The organism is Enterococcus asini ATCC 700915 (genome assembly GCF_000407365.1).
In the GTDB taxonomy this organism is placed as follows: domain Bacteria; phylum Bacillota; class Bacilli; order Lactobacillales; family Enterococcaceae; genus Enterococcus_C; species Enterococcus_C asini.
On record NZ_ASVU01000001.1, the window covers coordinates 1,682,152 to 1,698,591 of the forward strand.

Consider the following 16,440-nt stretch of genomic DNA (forward strand, 5'->3'; position numbering starts at 1 on the left):
TCTATGGGCCTTCTAACTATTTCCTTTGGGGAAAAGTAATGATAGAATAGATTGGAGAGTTTTTACTTTGAAACAATTTGATTTGAAGGAGAGTCATCTATAAATGGCCAATTTTTTACGTAAAATTATTGAGAGCGACAAAAAAGAATTAAAACGATTAGACAATATCGCGAATCAAGTAGAAAGTTACGCTTCTGCTATGGAAGCATTATCCGACGAACAGCTGCGGGATAAATCGGTAGAATTTCGGGAACAGTTGAAACAAGGCAAAACCTTGGATGATATCTTACCAGAAGCCTTCGCCGTGGTTCGTGAAGGGGCACGCCGGGTCTTAGGCCTGTATCCATACCATGTACAGATCATGGGTGGGATTGTGCTTCACGATGGGAATATCTCGGAAATGCGTACCGGTGAAGGGAAAACCTTGACTGCGACCATGCCGGTTTACTTGAACGCGCTAAGTGGCGAAGGGGTTCACGTAGTTACCGTGAATGAATACTTAGCTACCCGGGACTCCACGGAAATGGGTGAATTGTACAATTTCTTAGGTTTGACTGTGGGCTTGAATTTAAACTCCATGTCACCAGAAGAAAAACGGGCGGCCTACGCTTGCGATATCACCTACAACACCAATAACGAACTAGGCTTTGACTACTTGCGAGACAACATGGTTGTTTACCGCAATCAAATGGTTCAACGGCCATTGAACTTCGCATTGGTGGATGAAGTGGACTCAATCTTAATCGATGAAGCCCGGACTCCGTTGATCATCTCTGGTCAAGCGGAAAAATCCACTGCTTTGTACACTCGCACGGACAATTTTGTGAAGCGTCTAAAAGAAGAGGAAGACTACAAGATTGACATTCAATCCAAGACGATTGGCTTAACCGAGGCCGGGATTGAAAAGGCAGAAGAAACCTTTAACTTAGAAAACTTGTACGATATCGAAAATACGCCATTGACCCACCACATGGATCAAGCATTGCGTGCAAACTACATCATGTTGCGAGACATCGACTATGTAGTCCAAGAAGGCAAAGTTCTGATTGTAGACCAATTTACGGGGCGGATCATGGATGGTCGTCGTTACTCCGATGGGTTGCACCAAGCCATCGAAGCCAAAGAAGGCGTGGAGATTGAAGACGAAACCAAGACCATGGCGACGATTACCTTCCAGAACTACTTCCGGATGTACAAAAAGCTTGCCGGGATGACTGGTACAGCGAAGACGGAAGAAGAAGAGTTCCGGGAAATCTACAACATGCAAGTTATCCAAATTCCGACAAACCGGCCAATTGTCCGGGATGACCGGGCGGATCTTTTGTACCCAAGCTTAGACAGCAAGTTTAAAGCCGTGGTACAAGACATTAAAGACCGTCATCGGAAAGGCCAACCAATCCTAGTGGGGACTGTGGCCGTGGAAACCTCCGAACTCTTGTCGAATTTATTGAACAAAGAACAAGTTCCACACGAAGTTTTGAATGCGAAAAACCACTTTAAAGAAGCGGAAATCATCTTAAATGCCGGTCAAAAAGGCGCTGTTACCATTGCGACCAATATGGCCGGTCGAGGAACCGATATTAAGTTGGGTCTCGGTGTTGCCGAACTTGGCGGTTTGGCCGTTATTGGTACCGAACGTCATGAATCTCGCCGGATTGACAATCAGTTGCGAGGACGTTCCGGTCGTCAAGGGGATCCAGGTGTGTCTCAATTCTACCTTTCCTTAGAAGACGATTTGATGAAGCGTTTTGGCTCCGATCGGATTAAAGCCTTTATGGAACGTTTGAATGTGGCAGAAGAAGACCAAGTGATCCAATCCAAGATGATCACTCGTCAAGTGGAAACCGCGCAAAAACGCGTGGAAGGAAACAACTACGATACCCGGAAAAACGTCTTGCAATACGATGACGTAATGCGGGAACAGCGGGAAGTCATGTATGGTCAACGACAAGCCGTGATCATGGAAGAAAATGATCTTTCCAAGACCATGATGAACATGGTAAAACGCACGATTGATCGGGTAGTAGACGCCCATACGCTTTTGGAACAAAGCGAGTGGAAGCTAGATGGTATCGTGGACTTTGCAGGCAATGCTCTGGTTCATGAAGACACGATTTCGGTAGACGACTTAAAAGGCAAGGATGCTCAAGGGATCAAGGACTACCTTTACAGTCGTGCAGAAGAAATCTTCCAACAAAAGAGTGAACAACTAAACAGTCCAGAACAATTATTGGAATTTGAAAAAGTTGTCATCTTGCGAGTGGTGGACTCAAAATGGACCGATCATATCGATGCCATGGACCAATTGCGTCAGTCTATTGGTTTACGGGCGTACGGCCAAAACAATCCATTAGTGGAATACCAAACAGAAGGTTACAACATGTTTGAAGACATGATTGGTGCCATTGAATACGATGCGACGCGCCTCTTCATGAAAGCGGAAATCCGTCAAAATGTTCAACGGGAACAAGTAGCCCAAGGAGAACCAGAACAAACGCCAGAACAGGCTGCTGAAACCAGTGCAGGACAACAACGTCCGGTTCACGTGGAAAAAGTTGGCCGTAATGATCCTTGTCCTTGTGGGAGTGGTAAGAAGTACAAAAACTGTCACGGCAAGGGAAAATCTTTCTAATTTTGACAAAAGTCCAAAAAACTGGCACAATATCATAGGATATCGACGAGGTGGGGACGGATGTCTCCACCTCGTTTTGATGAATGAAATAAAAGGAGCGATTGTGATGGAATTAGCAGAAATCCGCAATACCTTAGAAGAAATGCAAACCAAAATCAACAGCTTCAGGGGGTCTCTTTGACTTAGATCAGTTGGAAGAAGACATTGCCGAAGCCGAACACAAAATGGCCGAACCGGGCTTTTGGGACGATGGAGAAGCCGCCCAAGCCGTGATCAATGAAAACAACGCCAACAAAGCGGCCTATGATTCATTCCAGAAGTTAGCAGAAGAAGTGGATGAACTGAATATGCTAACGGAAATGGTGGCAGAAGAACCAGATCCAGACTTGGAAGAAGAATTAGTCGAACGCCTTCACACCTTGTCAGAACAGATGAAGTCTTATGAATTGTCCATGCTACTAGACGAGCCTTACGATCACAACAATGCGATTTTGGAATTGCATCCGGGGGCTGGGGGCACGGAATCACAAGACTGGGGGAGCATGCTGCTACGCATGTACACTCGCTGGTCGGAACAACACGGTTATCAAGTGGAAACCTTGGATTACCAAGCCGGGGATGAAGCCGGCATTAAAAGTGTGACCTTATTGATCAAAGGCTACAATGCCTATGGGTATTTGAAATCGGAAAAAGGGGTTCACCGACTAGTGCGGATTTCACCTTTTGATTCGGCGAAACGGCGACATACATCATTTTGTTCTGTGGATGTGATGCCAGAATTAGACGGCAATATCGACATTGAAGTCAATCCTGACGACATTCGCGTAGATGTTTTCCGGGCGAGTGGGGCTGGGGGTCAGCACATTAACAAGACCTCTTCTGCGGTTCGGATTACCCATGAACCAACGGGAATCGTGGTTTCCAGTCAGGCTCAACGCTCCCAATTCCAAAACCGGGACACTGCCATGAGTATGTTGAAAGCCAAACTTTATCAATTGGAATTGGAAAAACAAGAACAAGAAGCGGCAGCACTTCGAGGAGAACAGTTGGAAATCGGCTGGGGATCACAAATTCGCTCCTATGTCTTCCATCCTTATTCCATGGTGAAAGATCATCGCACCAATCACGAAACCGGCAATGTCCAAGCAGTCATGGATGGGGATCTCGATGGCTTTATCGACGCTTATTTGAAGTTGAAATTGAATCACGAGTAAAGAACCTATGAAATGAAATGTAAATGTAACCTGTTGAAAGCAAGATGCAATATTCGTATGCTATACTACGTGAGTATTGAAAACTAGTAAGATGGAGAGATAGCCATGATTGAAATGAAGGATGTAATGAAGAAGTACTCCAATGGTACGACTGCCATCCGTAATATTACCGTCAACATCGATCAAGGTGAGTTTGTTTACGTGGTCGGGCCTTCTGGTGCCGGCAAGTCCACCTTTATCAAGTTGATGTATCGGGAAGAAAAAGCGACAAAAGGTGTTTTAAATGTTGCTGGTTACGACCTGGTGAAAATCAAAAACCGTGATGTTCCCCTGTTGCGCCGGGAAATCGGCGTCGTCTTTCAGGATTATAAATTATTACCAAAGAAGACCGTGTATGAAAACGTGGCCTATGCCATGCAAGTTATCGGACGTAAACCGCGGGATATCAAGAAACGAGTTATGGAAGTGCTGGACTTAGTGGGCTTGAAGCACAAAGTCCGGGTTTTCCCTAGTGAACTTTCCGGTGGGGAACAACAACGGGTCTCTATTGCTCGGGCTATTGTTAACACACCGAAAGTCATGATTGCCGATGAACCGACCGGGAACTTGGATCCAGAAAACTCTTGGGAAATCATGAAGCTCTTGGATCGGATCAATGCCCAAGGAACAACCGTGGTAATGGCAACTCATAATTCCACGATTGTAAACACAATCCGTCACCGGGTAATTGCGATTGAAAATGGACGCATTATTCGCGACCAAGCGGAAGGGGAATACGGATACGATGATTAGAACTTTTTTCCGTCATTTGTTGGAAAGTATTAAGAGTCTCAAGCGTAATGGCTGGATGACGGTGGCTTCAGTAAGTGCCGTGACCATTACCTTGTCATTGGTGGGGGTCTTCATGGCTGTGATTATCAATGCCACCAAGCTTGCAGAAGACATCGAAAGTAACGTAGATGTCTCTGTCTTTATCGAATACGGCACGAAACAGCCGGAAATCGATGCTTTAGAGAAAGAACTAAAAGGCTTAGACGATGTGAAAGGTGTTAAATTTTCCAGCGCTGATGCCGAACTAGAAAAAATCAAGAAATCCATGGGACCTAAATGGGATCTCTTTGATGAAGATAGTAACCCGCTTTACGACGTTTTTGTGGTCAGCACCACAGATCCGAAGCAGACCAAACACGTAGCGAAGGAAGCCGGGGAGTTGGAAAATGTCTACAAGGCCGATTACGGTGGTTTGGAATCTGAAAAGATCTTCAAAATTTCCGAAGTAGTCAAGACTTGGGGACTAGCAGCAGCGGCACTCTTGCTTTTTGTGGCGATGTTCTTGATTTCCAATACGATTCGAATTACGATTATTTCTCGTCAACGAGAAATTCAAATCATGCGTCTCGTGGGGGCAAAAAACGGCTACATTCGTTGGCCATTCTTCCTAGAAGGTGGTTGGATCGGTTTGATTGGTTCCTTGATTCCCGTAGCATTAATGGTCTTTGGCTATCAAAAAGTCTACGAAATCCTGAACCCGATTCTTCTGCGTTCCAATTACAGCATGGTAAAACCTGGGGACTTTAGCTTGCAGATTTCCTTGGTCTTAGTGGCCGTGGGCTTCGTCATCGGTTCATTGGGTTCTGTTCTATCCATGCGTCGTTTCTTAAAAGCCTAAATCCTAAAAGAATCTTGCTTTTTGGCAGGGTTCTTTTTTTGCTTTTGGCGCTTAGGCTGTAGCTTTACAAGTTTTCGTAAGTTCGTTATGCTAATTGTAAGAAAGCGGTCGGGGGACGGAAAATGACGGTAATTACAAATAATTTGGTTACGATTATACTGGTGGCAAATATCTTGCTGTCCTTTATCATCGTGTTTCGGGAACGTCGGGATACGGCGCAGACCTGGGCGTGGTTGTTGGTTTTGAATTTTATTCCTGTGGTGGGATTTGTTTTGTATTTCTTCTTTGGTCGCGGAATCTCCAAAGATAAGATTTTTGACTTAAAGATGCAAGGAAAAATCGGGATGAATGTGGAAATCGAAGAGCAGCAGCAAGCTTTGCAGCGTGACCTTTTCCCACAACCTCCCACGGCTCGAGTAGATGCCAAACAACTGATTTACATGCTGACGGTTTATGAACGAGCTTTGTACACCACGACCAATCAGGTACAGCTATTTACCGATGGGCGTGAAAAATTCGACGCCTTGCTGGCAGATATCGCCAAAGCTAAAAATCACATTCACATGGAATACTATATTTTTCGCGGGGACCACTTGGGGCAGGAACTCTTGGCAGCCTTAGTCGCCGCCGCTAAAAAAGGGGTTAAGGTCCGGCTCTTGTTAGACGCCTGGGGTTCTAACGGGGTGGCCGGTCATTTCTTTGAGCCATTGAAAGCCGTGGGCGGAGAAGTTACTTTTTTCTTTCCCCTGTTTGTGCCGTATTTGAATCCTCGGATTAACTACCGAAACCACCGGAAAATCGTGGTGATCGACGGTCAGATTGGGTATACCGGGGGCTTCAATGTAGGGGATGAATACTTAGGTTTGGTCGAAAAATTTGGCTATTGGCGGGACAACCATCTGCGGATTGCCGGGCCGGCGATTTACAGTTTGCAAAACCGGTTTTTGATGGACTGGAACTCCCAGCATCAAGATGAAATCTCCTATGCCAAGAAATATTTCCCTGAGCTGGAAGAAACCGGGCAAGTCGCCATGCAAGTGGTGACCAGTGGCCCGGATTCGGATTATCAGCAGATTAAGATGACTTATTTAAAGATGATCAATATGGCGAAAAAAGAAATCTTGATTCAAACGCCTTACTACATTCCCGATGGCTCCATTCACGAGGCCTTGAAATTAGCATTGCTTTCTGGAGTGCGAGTGGAGTTACAGATTCCCAATAAACCGGATCATCCCCTAGTGTACTGGGCTACTTATTCCTTTGCGGCGGAACTCTTGGCTTATGGAGCAGAGGTGGCCACTTATGAAAATGGCTTTATTCATGCCAAGACCATGGTTATCGACGGGGGCATTGCTTCCGTAGGCTCGGCGAATATCGACGTGCGGTCCTTCCGCTTGGATTTTGAAGTTAACTGCATCCTCTATGATGCGAAAATGGCCCAAGAAGTCCGTCAAGCATTCTTTAGAGACCAGCGCTTGTGTCAGCCACTGACGGAAGAACGCTATCAACAGCGAGGGGTAATCATCAAATTAAAAGAAGGTTTGGCCCGTTTGATTTCGCCATTACTTTAGGGAATTTTTGTCTTTCGGAAATAATTGCAATTTGCAGGAGCCTGACTTTTTGGTAGAATGAACTTGTTTGTGGCATACCGCGGACAATTAATCGCCTGTCATGAAACAGGTAAGATGCGTGAAGGAGCAATGAAATGAAAAAAATCGTAATCGCCTTGGGCTTATCCATGGTTCTCCTCCTTAGTGGCTGTGCCAAATGGATCGACCGAGGAGAGTCCATCACCGCGGTGGGGTCTTCCGCCTTGCAACCTTTAGTGGAAACCGTGGCTGAAGAATACCAAACCAAAAATCCAGGGAAATTTATCAACGTCCAAGGGGGCGGTAGTGGGACTGGTTTGAGCCAAGTCCAATCCGGTGCGGTGGAAATCGGCAATTCGGACTTGTTTGCAGAAGAAAAAAGTGGGATTCGCGCGGATGAACTTTTGGATCATAAAGTGGCCGTAGTGGGCATCACCCCCATCGTCAATAAAAAAGTCGGGGTCACCAACTTAACCATGGACCAGCTAAAAGGCATTTTTCTAGGAGAGATTACCAACTGGAAAGACGTCGGCGGCGTGGACCAGAAGATCGTCGTGCTAAACCGGGCGGCCGGTTCTGGAACCCGGGGAACCTTTGAAAAATGGGTTCTAGACGGAGAAACAGCGATTCCTGCTCAGGAACAAGACTCCAGTGGCATGGTGCGTCAAATCGTTTCTGATACACCCGGGGCCATTAGCTACGTGGCGTTTTCCTATGTGACCGATGATGTGATGACGTTAAAACTAGAAGGTGTCGCACCAACGGATGAAAATGTGACCACGAATCAATGGCCGATTTGGGCTTATGAACACATGTATACTAAGGAAAATCCGGATGCATTGACAAAGGAATTCTTAGCGTACATTCTTTCTGATGAAGTTCAAGAAAAAATCGTAGGGGAATTAGGTTATATCCCGGTTTCTGCTATGCAGGTCGAACGGGATTGGCAAGGCAATGTAATCGACTAAACTTTACATAAACTTTACAATAAGTTTATAGGAAATTGACGTTGCTCTCCTAAAATAAAATAGGATGAAAAAAGCAGGGAGACAGGGCGCGTTCTTCTCCGCCAGGGGCGTGAAGAGGCGAGGTCTGCTGCTTTTTTCAGGTCTGGCTTTGCCGTTTGCAAAAGCTTTTATGCCCCAGGTCGCTTCAGTGGGGAAATGAAGGAGGAATTGTTTTGGACGAAGATGTGAAAAAAGCGCTATTAACAAAATCCAAGCGCGCTCGCATGGAACAACGAGGAAAACTGATTAGTTTTTTGTGTATCGCCCTAATCGTGGCGGTGGTTGTCTCCATCTTTTACTTTGTTGCCAGCAAGGGTTTGGCGACGTTTTTTAAGGATAAGGTCAATGTATTCTCCTTTCTTTTTGGAACGGACTGGAATCCGAGCCAGCTAGGACCGGATGGAAAGCCTCAAGTGGGGGCTTTGCCCATGATTGCCGGCTCCTTTATCGTAACGTTCCTTTCCGCCATTGTAGCGACGCCTTTTGCTATTGGGGCGGCAGTCTTTATGACGGAAATCTCTCCTAAACAAGGACAAAAAATCTTACAACCGGTTATCGAATTACTGGTGGGGATTCCTTCAGTAGTTTATGGGTTTATCGGTCTATCCGTGATTGTCCCGGCCGTGCGCTCTGTATTTGGTGGCACCGGCTTCGGGATTTTAGCCGGAACCTTTGTCTTGTTCATCATGATTTTGCCCACGGTGACCACTATGACCGTGGATGCTTTAAAAGCTGTGCCTCGGCATTATCGGGAAGCGTCCTTGGCCTTAGGAGCGACCCGCTGGCAGACGATTTATAAAGTGGTCTTGCGGGCGGCCGTTCCGGGTATTTTAACCGCGGTGGTCTTCGGTATGGCTCGGGCCTTTGGGGAAGCGTTGGCTATCCAAATGGTAATCGGGAACGCGGCTTTAATGCCAAATTCCTTGGTAACTCCGGCCTCTACTTTGACTTCGATTTTGACCATGGGTATCGGGAATACGATTATGGGTACGGTAGAAAACAACGTACTGTGGTCCTTAGCCTTGATTCTCTTACTAATGTCACTACTCTTCAATATCATCATCCGCTTGATTGGCAAAAAGGGGGCCTTTAGCAAATGAATGCGAAACGTTCGGATAAAATCGCCACTGGAGTGCTTTATGCCGTTTCAGGGACTATCGTTTTAATCTTAGCTGCCTTGCTGTTGTACATCTTGGTGCGGGGGGTACCCCATATTTCTTGGGAGTTCTTGACCGCTCCTTCCAAAGCCTATCAAGAAGGCGGTGGGATTGGCATCCAGTTGTTTAACTCCTTTTACTTGCTGTTGATCACCATGATTATCAGTTTTCCCATTTCTTTAGGGGCGGGAATTTATTTGTCTGAATACGCCAAGAAAAATTGGCTGACAGACGTGATTCGCACTTCCATTGAAATCTTAAGTTCCTTGCCTTCTGTCGTAGTGGGGCTGTTTGGTTTCTTAGTTTTCGTAATTCAGTTTGGCTACGGCTTTTCCATTATCTCTGGCGCCTTGGCTTTAACCTTTTTCAATCTGCCACTGTTAACTAGAAACGTGGAAGAATCTTTACGGGCAATCCACTACACGCAACGGGAAGCCGGCTTAGCACTAGGTTTGTCCCGGTGGGAGACGGTTTTGCGAATCGTAGTGCCGGAAGCTACTCCAGGGATTTTAACCGGGATTATCTTAAGCTCTGGCCGAATTTTTGGGGAAGCCGCAGCGCTGATCTACACTGCCGGGCAAAGCGCACCGGCTTTGGATTTCTCCAACTGGAATCCACTAAGTGTGTCGAGTCCCATTAGCATCTTCCGGCAAGCGGAAACTTTGGCCGTGCATATTTGGAAGATCAATACCGAGGGCACGATGCCAGATGGCGCAGCAGTTTCTGCCGGTGCCTCTGCCGTGCTGATCATTGCCGTGCTCTTGTTTAACTTCGCAGCTCGGGCTGTGGGCAAACGCTTGTATAAGAAAATGACTTCCGCATAGATTGGAGCAAAACGATGAGTTACGATATGAATGATCGCCATTTGATCACCTTTGATAAAGATGACAAGGTTGCCTTGTACACGGAAGACTTAAAGGTCTGGTACGGGCAAAACGAAGCCATCCATGGGGTGGACTTAGAATTTGAAAAAAATTGTATCACGGCTTTGATTGGGCCTTCTGGTTCCGGGAAATCAACTTACTTGCGGTCTTTGAACCGGATGAATGATGGAATCTCTGGCACTAACGTTACTGGGAAAATCATGTACAAAGATGTAGATGTCAATCGCAAAGACATCGATGTCTACGAAATGCGCAAACGCATTGGCATGGTGTTTCAACGGCCAAATCCTTTTAGTAAGTCGATTTATGAAAATATCACTTTTGCCCTAAAGCGCCACGGGGAGCGGGACAAACAAAAGTTGGACGAAATCGTGGAATCAAGCTTGAAGCAAGCCGCTTTGTGGGAGCAAGTGAAAGACAATTTGCATAAAAGCGCATTGGCATTATCCGGGGGACAGCAACAACGCCTGTGTATCGCCCGGGCGATTGCCATGAAACCAGATATCTTGCTTTTGGATGAACCGGCTTCTGCTCTGGATCCGATTTCCACCGGGACCGTGGAAGAAACCTTAGTCAATTTGAAAGAAAACTATACGATTATCATTGTGACTCACAATATGCAACAAGCCGCTCGGATTAGCGATTACACCGCCTTTTTCTATATGGGCAGTGTATTGGAATACGATGAAACCCGAAAAATCTTTACCCGGCCGAAGATCAAGGCCACGGAAGATTACGTATCAGGGCACTTTGGCTAAGGAGGAAGCGGCATGTCTGAATCATTGATTTCATCACAAGATTTACATTTGTATTACGGTAAAAAAGAAGCCTTAAAGGGTATTACCATGGGCTTTGAAGAAAATCATATTACGGCATTGATCGGTCCTTCCGGCTGTGGCAAGTCGACTTACTTGCGGACTTTGAACCGGATGAATGACTTGATTCCCGGAGTGACCATTACGGGCAATGTCCAATACAAAGGCAACGACATTTACAGTCCGAAACAAGACATCGTCGAGTTGCGCAAAGAAATCGGCATGGTCTTCCAACAACCGAATCCTTTTCCATTTTCCATTTACGAAAATGTCATCTATGGGTTAAAATTAAAAGGAGAAAAGGACAAAGAGAAACTGGACCAAGTGGTAGAAGAAAGTCTCAAGGCGGCATCTGTTTGGGATGACGTGAAAGACAAGCTTCACACCAGTGCCCTGTCACTATCCGGTGGCCAACAACAGCGGGTTTGTATCGCTCGGGTGTTGGCGGTGGATCCGAAAATCATCCTTTTAGATGAACCGACCAGTGCCTTAGACCCGATTTCTTCCGGGAAGATCGAGAACACGCTGTTTCATCTGAAAGAGCGCTACACCATGATCATCGTGACGCACAATATGTCCCAAGCCTCTCGGATATCCGATAAGACTGCCTTTTTCTTAGACGGCAATTTAATCGAATTTGACGATACCAAGAAGATTTTCCTAGAACCAAAGAAAAAAGAAACAGAGGATTACATTTCTGGCCGTTTTGGCTAATAGTGAGGAGAAAGCGAGGAGTAAAGGTTATGTTGCGGACACAGTTTGAAGAGGAATTGCTCAATCTCCACAATCAGTTTTACGAAATGGGGATGATGGTAAGTAATGCCGTGCATAAATCGGTAAAAGCTTATATTAAGCACGATAAGGAATTAGCCCGATCAGTGATCGATCACGATATCGAGATCAATGATATGGAAGTCCGTTTGGAGAAGAAAAGCTTTGAAATGATTGCTTTGCAACAGCCGGTGACCACCGACTTGCGGATGATCATCACTGTCATGAAAGCCAGCTCCGACTTAGAGCGTATGGCAGATCACGCGGTATCCATTGCCAAGTCGACTATCCGAGTGAAAGGGGAAACTCGGATTCCGGAAATCGAAAAGCAAATTTCTGATATGAGTGATTACGTGAAAAAAATGGTGGACAATGTGTTGATTGCCTACGTGAAAACCAACGAAAAAGATGCCCGCTTGATTGCGGATATGGATACCCGGATTAATGACTACTATTCAGAAATCTATCATGAAGCCATTAAGTCCATGCAGGAAAATCCGGCGACCGTCATTAGCGGGAGTGACTATCTATCCGTAGCCCAATATTTGGAACGCATTGGAGATTATGTGACCAATATCTGCGAGTGGATCGTCTACTTGGCTACCGGTAAAATTACCGAGTTGAACTCCAACCATGATGAAATGGTGTAAGCCTGACTTAAACAAGATACCTGTCCTTTAAGGATGGGTATTTTTTGTTGGAAAATTCCTTTGCCAGAGAATCCGTCTGAAGTTGGGGCAAAGTTCGGTCTTTAGTCCTATGACATTTCTTTCTTTTCTTGGCATAATAGCAATGTAAGATGAACTTGCAAAAAAATACAATCAAGGAGGCTCATTTTCCATGAATGAACGAGAACGAGTATTGGACTTAGTAAAAAAAGGTGTACTCTCAACGGAAGAAGCCTTAGACCTATTGGAAGGCCTAGCCAAGGAAAAAGGCGAAAAACATATTCAAAAGGCCAATGAAGAAGTAATTGCTGAGAAGAAAGACGCTGTCGATCGTCTATTAGAAGATCCAGAAGATAAAGATTTTGCCCAAGATATCCAAGATCAAGAAGCCGAGGATAAGAAAACCCTCGATAGTCTGTTAGACGACTTGGCGACCGAAGCAAATCGAACTTCTGTGGAATTAGACGAAGTCAATGTGGAACTAGCCGGTGTGGCCAGCCAATTGGCAGAAGCACAAAGCAAACTGATGGAGTTGAACACCAAGGAAGAATTGGATATTTTATCCGATGAAGAATTGGCCGAAAGAAAAGAATTAGAAGCAGAATTGAAAGCTTTGGAACTCTCCCAAGAAGACTTAGAAGCGGAAAAAGAAAATCTTGAATCCCACTTAAAGGGTGTCAAGAAAGATCAATGGTCTCAAATGAAAGACGATTTCCGCAGCAAATTCAACGACGAATGGAAAGATCAAGCTTCCGATGCGTTGAACCAAGCTGGAGAAAAAATGGCCGAAGCCGGTAGCCAAATCGGCAAACTATTGAAGCAAACTTTCTCCACCGTGTCTCAAACGTTGAATGACAATGTGGAATGGAAAGACATTAACATGAGAGTGCCGGGAGTGGCTAACACCAAGTTCGACCATACCTTTGAATTCGATGCGAGTGAAGCAACGATTCTCGATGTAAAAGTTGCGAATGGGAATGTGGAATTTGATGTTTGGGAAGAAGATCACGTGAAAGTGGACGCCAAAATCACGCTTTACGGCAAGATGGATGGCGCAACGCCACTAGATGCTTTCAATGCCCGCAGTCGCATGGAAGTCGACGATGATCATATCCTCTTCCACGTACCAAATAAACGGGTCCGGGCAGATTTGACTTTCTACCTACCAACTCAAGTGTATGACCATGTGGCACTAAAACTGCTAAACGGGAACGTCGTAGTGAAGAAATTAGAAGCCAAAGATGTCTACACCCAATCAACTAATGGGAACATGGACTTTAAAGAAATCGATGCCACGATGTTGGAAATCAACGGTGTCAACGGGAACATTACCGTGGCTAGTGGGGATGTGCGGGATACCATCATCGAAAACGTGAATGGGAATATCACCGTGAAGACGACTCCTCAAACCATCGGTGCTTCCTTAGTCAATGGAGACATTCGCTTGACCTTTGCCGGCACGAACTTGAAAAAAGTTGACGCCAGCTCCGTAAACGGCACGGTGAAAGCAGCCTTTGCGCCGACTTTAGGCTTGGAAGGTACTGCTAAGACGAGCCTCGGGAAGATCAATTCACGCATGAGCGACTATGAAGTGATTCGGGAGAAAAAAGCGAAGATGAACCAATTGTTGCAATTCCGCCGAGTGGCTGAAGATAGCTGGGCACAAATCGAACTAGCAACTACTACTGGGAACGTTTTAATTAAAGATACGGATCAATAAGCTGAAAGGGCAGGGGTGACTTTGATGAGACAGTCAAAGTTGCCCTAAGCCTAGCTCAGTAAAATCTGATTGATGCAACAAGAAAAAGGATGAAAAATCCTTTGAAATACGGTAAAATTTGACAGGATAGAGGTGAGCAATTATGCGAAAGAATTTAACAAAATCTCCAGATAACGTCGTATTAACAGGTACTTTAGGCGGGATTGCCGAATTTATTGGCATCGATGCCACAATCATTCGTGTGGTCTATGTCTTCTTGTCCTTAGTGACAACTGGTTTTCCTGGTGTCCTGTTGTACATCGTCATGGCGTTAGTGATTCCTTCTGGTAAAGGCGGACGTCGCCCATCATCCGGGAATCCTTATCATTCTGGCTCAAAAGGTAGCTACAAGCAATTTCGCCAAGAGCCGCCAAAAGAAGTCGAAAAAATCGATGACGATGACTGGAGTGACTTCTAATGACGTACTTCCAACGTTTAGTGGTAAACACGGTGACGTTTATCGCCTTGACGGTGCTTATGCCTAGCCAGTTTCACGTGGCAAGCCTTTTGACGGCGCTCATTGCGGCCTTTGTGCTTTCGATTCTAAACGGGATTGTACGTCCCATCTTAGTCATCCTGTCATTACCGTTGAACGTCTTAAGTTTAGGCTTGTTCACCTTTGTGATCAACGGCGCCATGTTGAGCCTGACCTCGTCCTTAGTAGGAGCAAACAGCTTTGGTTTTGCTTCCTTTGGGTCGGCTTTATTGGTCGCGGTAATCATGTCCATCGTAAATGTGATCGTCACCGAACACGCCTTAGATAAGTACAACAACGACTAAACCTCTTCTCCTAGTGAGAGGAGGTTTTTTGGTTTTTCGTAACCATTCAAATCAAAACATGATACAATTATTATGAGGAAAGTTTTAGAAAAACAAAACGATCAGAAAAAATCAGGAAAGGAGCAACGCTTGTTTAGCGAAAGGCTAGCTATTTTACTCGAAATGTTTTGATTAAAAAATGATGGTATTTTACAGAAAAATCAGGAGAAGAGGATCGTGATGACATGGAGACATTGATTGAAGGGGTAGTGGGGATGGGGCAAGAACCCGGACGTCTAGTGATGATGCTAATCGGGGGCTTGCTGTTGTATCTGGGCATTAAGAAGGAGTACGAGCCTACTTTACTGGTACCCATGGGCTTAGGAACGATTTTGGTGAACTTTCCCGATTCCGGGGTGTTGAGTGCCGCAGGAGAGCCTGGCGCCTTTCAGATTTTATTCGATGCGGGGATTAAAACCGAGCTCTTTCCCTTGCTATTATTTATCGGGATTGGGGCAATGATTGACTTTGGACCCCTTTTGCAAAATCCCTTCATGCTCTTATTTGGGGCTGCAGCCCAATTCGGAATCTTTTTTACCGTGATTTTAGCAATTTTATTAGGTTTTGATTTAAATGATGCGGCGTCTATCGGTATTATCGGTGCGGCGGATGGGCCGACGTCGATTTTTGTGGCCAATACGTTGAATTCCCAGTACATGGGAGCCATTATGGTGGCGGCTTATTCGTATATGGCCTTGGTGCCGATTATTCAGCCGGTGGCGATTAAAGCCGTCACCACGAAAAAAGAACGGCAAATTCGCATGACCTATCGCGCAGGAGAAGTCTCGAAAACGGCGAAGATTTTATTTCCCATTGTGATTTCCTGTGTGGCGGGCTTGATTGCACCAGTCTCACTGCCCTTAGTGGGATTCTTGATGTTTGGAAACTTGTTGCGAGAATGTGGTGTTTTGGACCGGTTATCGATCTCCGCACAAAATGAACTGGTGAACTTGGTCAGTATTCTGTTGGGCTTGTCGATTTCTGTGAGTATGCACTACGAGGACTTTTTGAAAGTCGACACACTCTTGGTTATCTTCTTAGGCTTAATCGCGTTTATTATGGATTCGGTGGGAGGCGTGTTGTTTGCCAAACTGCTGAATCTCTTTCGGAAAGAAAAAATCAATCCCATGGTGGGGGCAGCGGGAATTTCGGCCTTTCCTATGTCCAGTCGGGTGATTCAAAAGATGGCCACGGAAGCCGATCCACAAAACTTTATTCTCATGCATGCAGCGGGAGCCAATGTTTCCGGTCAGATTGCTTCCGTGATTGCCGGGGGCTTGCTACTAGCGTTGTTGACTTAATAAGGAGGAAAAACCATGGTGAATCTAACCGATTTAAGCAAAGGGTTTGAATTATTGGTCTTAGGCTGGGGAGGCGTCTTCCTTGTTTTGTTTATCATTTATTTAGCCGCCAAAGCGTTGACCAAATTATTTCCAGTGAAAAAAGAGCAGTAAGG

At 45.5% G+C, this 16,440-nt stretch carries 16 protein-coding genes; all 16 read left to right on the forward strand.

Annotated elements, in window-relative coordinates; genetic code table 11:
• Window positions 1-103: 103 nt before the first annotated feature.
• Entirely contained in the window at window positions 104-2,632 is a 2,529-nt protein-coding gene (secA, locus tag I579_RS08160) for a preprotein translocase subunit SecA (protein ID WP_010754086.1), read from the forward strand.
• A gap of 106 nt (window positions 2,633-2,738) precedes the next feature.
• A protein-coding gene (prfB, locus tag I579_RS08165; protein ID WP_143139873.1) for a peptide chain release factor 2 occupies window positions 2,739-3,846 on the forward strand; the annotation gives its coding sequence in 2 pieces (ribosomal slippage) (window positions 2,739-2,810 and window positions 2,812-3,846; 1,107 coding nt in all).
• Window positions 3,847-3,951: 105 nt separating this feature from the next.
• Window positions 3,952-4,638, forward strand: a complete 687-nt coding sequence (gene ftsE, locus I579_RS08170; protein ID WP_010754084.1) for a cell division ATP-binding protein FtsE — start codon at window positions 3,952-3,954, stop codon at window positions 4,636-4,638.
• Window positions 4,631-5,515, forward strand: a complete 885-nt coding sequence (gene ftsX / locus I579_RS08175) for a permease-like cell division protein FtsX (protein ID WP_010754083.1) — start codon at window positions 4,631-4,633, stop codon at window positions 5,513-5,515. Before ftsE ends, ftsX begins: the two co-directional genes overlap by 8 nt.
• 122 nt (window positions 5,516-5,637) lie before the next feature.
• A complete protein-coding gene (cls, locus tag I579_RS08180; RefSeq protein ID WP_010754082.1) occupies window positions 5,638-7,086 on the forward strand; it encodes a cardiolipin synthase in 1,449 nt (482 codons plus the stop codon).
• A 134-nt stretch (window positions 7,087-7,220) separates the two neighbouring features.
• A complete protein-coding gene (locus I579_RS08185) occupies window positions 7,221-8,072 on the forward strand; it encodes a phosphate ABC transporter substrate-binding protein PstS (protein WP_010754081.1) in 852 nt (283 codons plus the stop codon).
• A 263-nt stretch (window positions 8,073-8,335) separates the two neighbouring features.
• Window positions 8,336-9,211 (forward strand): phosphate ABC transporter permease subunit PstC, encoded by an 876-nt coding sequence (pstC, locus tag I579_RS08190; protein ID WP_051091764.1) that lies wholly within the window; start codon window positions 8,336-8,338, stop codon window positions 9,209-9,211.
• Window positions 9,208-10,092, forward strand: a complete 885-nt coding sequence (gene pstA, locus I579_RS08195; protein ID WP_010754079.1) for a phosphate ABC transporter permease PstA — start codon at window positions 9,208-9,210, stop codon at window positions 10,090-10,092. Before pstC ends, pstA begins: the two co-directional genes overlap by 4 nt.
• A gap of 14 nt (window positions 10,093-10,106) precedes the next feature.
• The gene (pstB, locus tag I579_RS08200) at window positions 10,107-10,910 is read left to right on the forward strand and encodes a phosphate ABC transporter ATP-binding protein PstB (protein WP_010754078.1); all 804 of its coding nucleotides are present in this window, start codon (window positions 10,107-10,109) and stop codon (window positions 10,908-10,910) included.
• A 12-nt stretch (window positions 10,911-10,922) separates the two neighbouring features.
• Window positions 10,923-11,681 carry a phosphate ABC transporter ATP-binding protein PstB gene (gene pstB, locus I579_RS08205; protein ID WP_010754077.1) on the forward strand — a complete coding sequence of 253 codons (759 nt, stop codon included), beginning with the start codon at window positions 10,923-10,925 and terminating at the stop codon, window positions 11,679-11,681.
• Between the two features lie 29 nt (window positions 11,682-11,710).
• Window positions 11,711-12,388: a phosphate signaling complex protein PhoU gene (gene phoU / locus I579_RS08210; protein ID WP_010754076.1), complete on the forward strand. Its 678-nt coding sequence runs from the start codon at window positions 11,711-11,713 to the stop codon at window positions 12,386-12,388.
• Window positions 12,389-12,578: 190 nt separating this feature from the next.
• The gene (gene liaX, locus I579_RS08215) at window positions 12,579-14,126 is read left to right on the forward strand and encodes a daptomycin-sensing surface protein LiaX (RefSeq protein ID WP_010754075.1); all 1,548 of its coding nucleotides are present in this window, start codon (window positions 12,579-12,581) and stop codon (window positions 14,124-14,126) included.
• A 142-nt stretch (window positions 14,127-14,268) separates the two neighbouring features.
• Window positions 14,269-14,583: a PspC domain-containing protein gene (locus I579_RS08220; protein WP_010754074.1), complete on the forward strand. Its 315-nt coding sequence runs from the start codon at window positions 14,269-14,271 to the stop codon at window positions 14,581-14,583.
• Entirely contained in the window at window positions 14,583-14,945 is a 363-nt protein-coding gene (locus I579_RS08225) for a phage holin family protein (RefSeq protein ID WP_010754073.1), read from the forward strand. Before I579_RS08220 ends, I579_RS08225 begins: the two co-directional genes overlap by 1 nt.
• A 224-nt stretch (window positions 14,946-15,169) precedes the next feature.
• Window positions 15,170-16,285: a sodium ion-translocating decarboxylase subunit beta gene (locus I579_RS08230; RefSeq protein WP_010754072.1), complete on the forward strand. Its 1,116-nt coding sequence runs from the start codon at window positions 15,170-15,172 to the stop codon at window positions 16,283-16,285.
• Window positions 16,286-16,300: 15 nt separating this feature from the next.
• Window positions 16,301-16,438, forward strand: coding sequence for an OadG-related small transporter subunit (locus I579_RS12905; protein WP_010754071.1), 138 nt, complete (start codon window positions 16,301-16,303; stop codon window positions 16,436-16,438).
• Window positions 16,439-16,440: the final 2 nt, after the last annotated feature.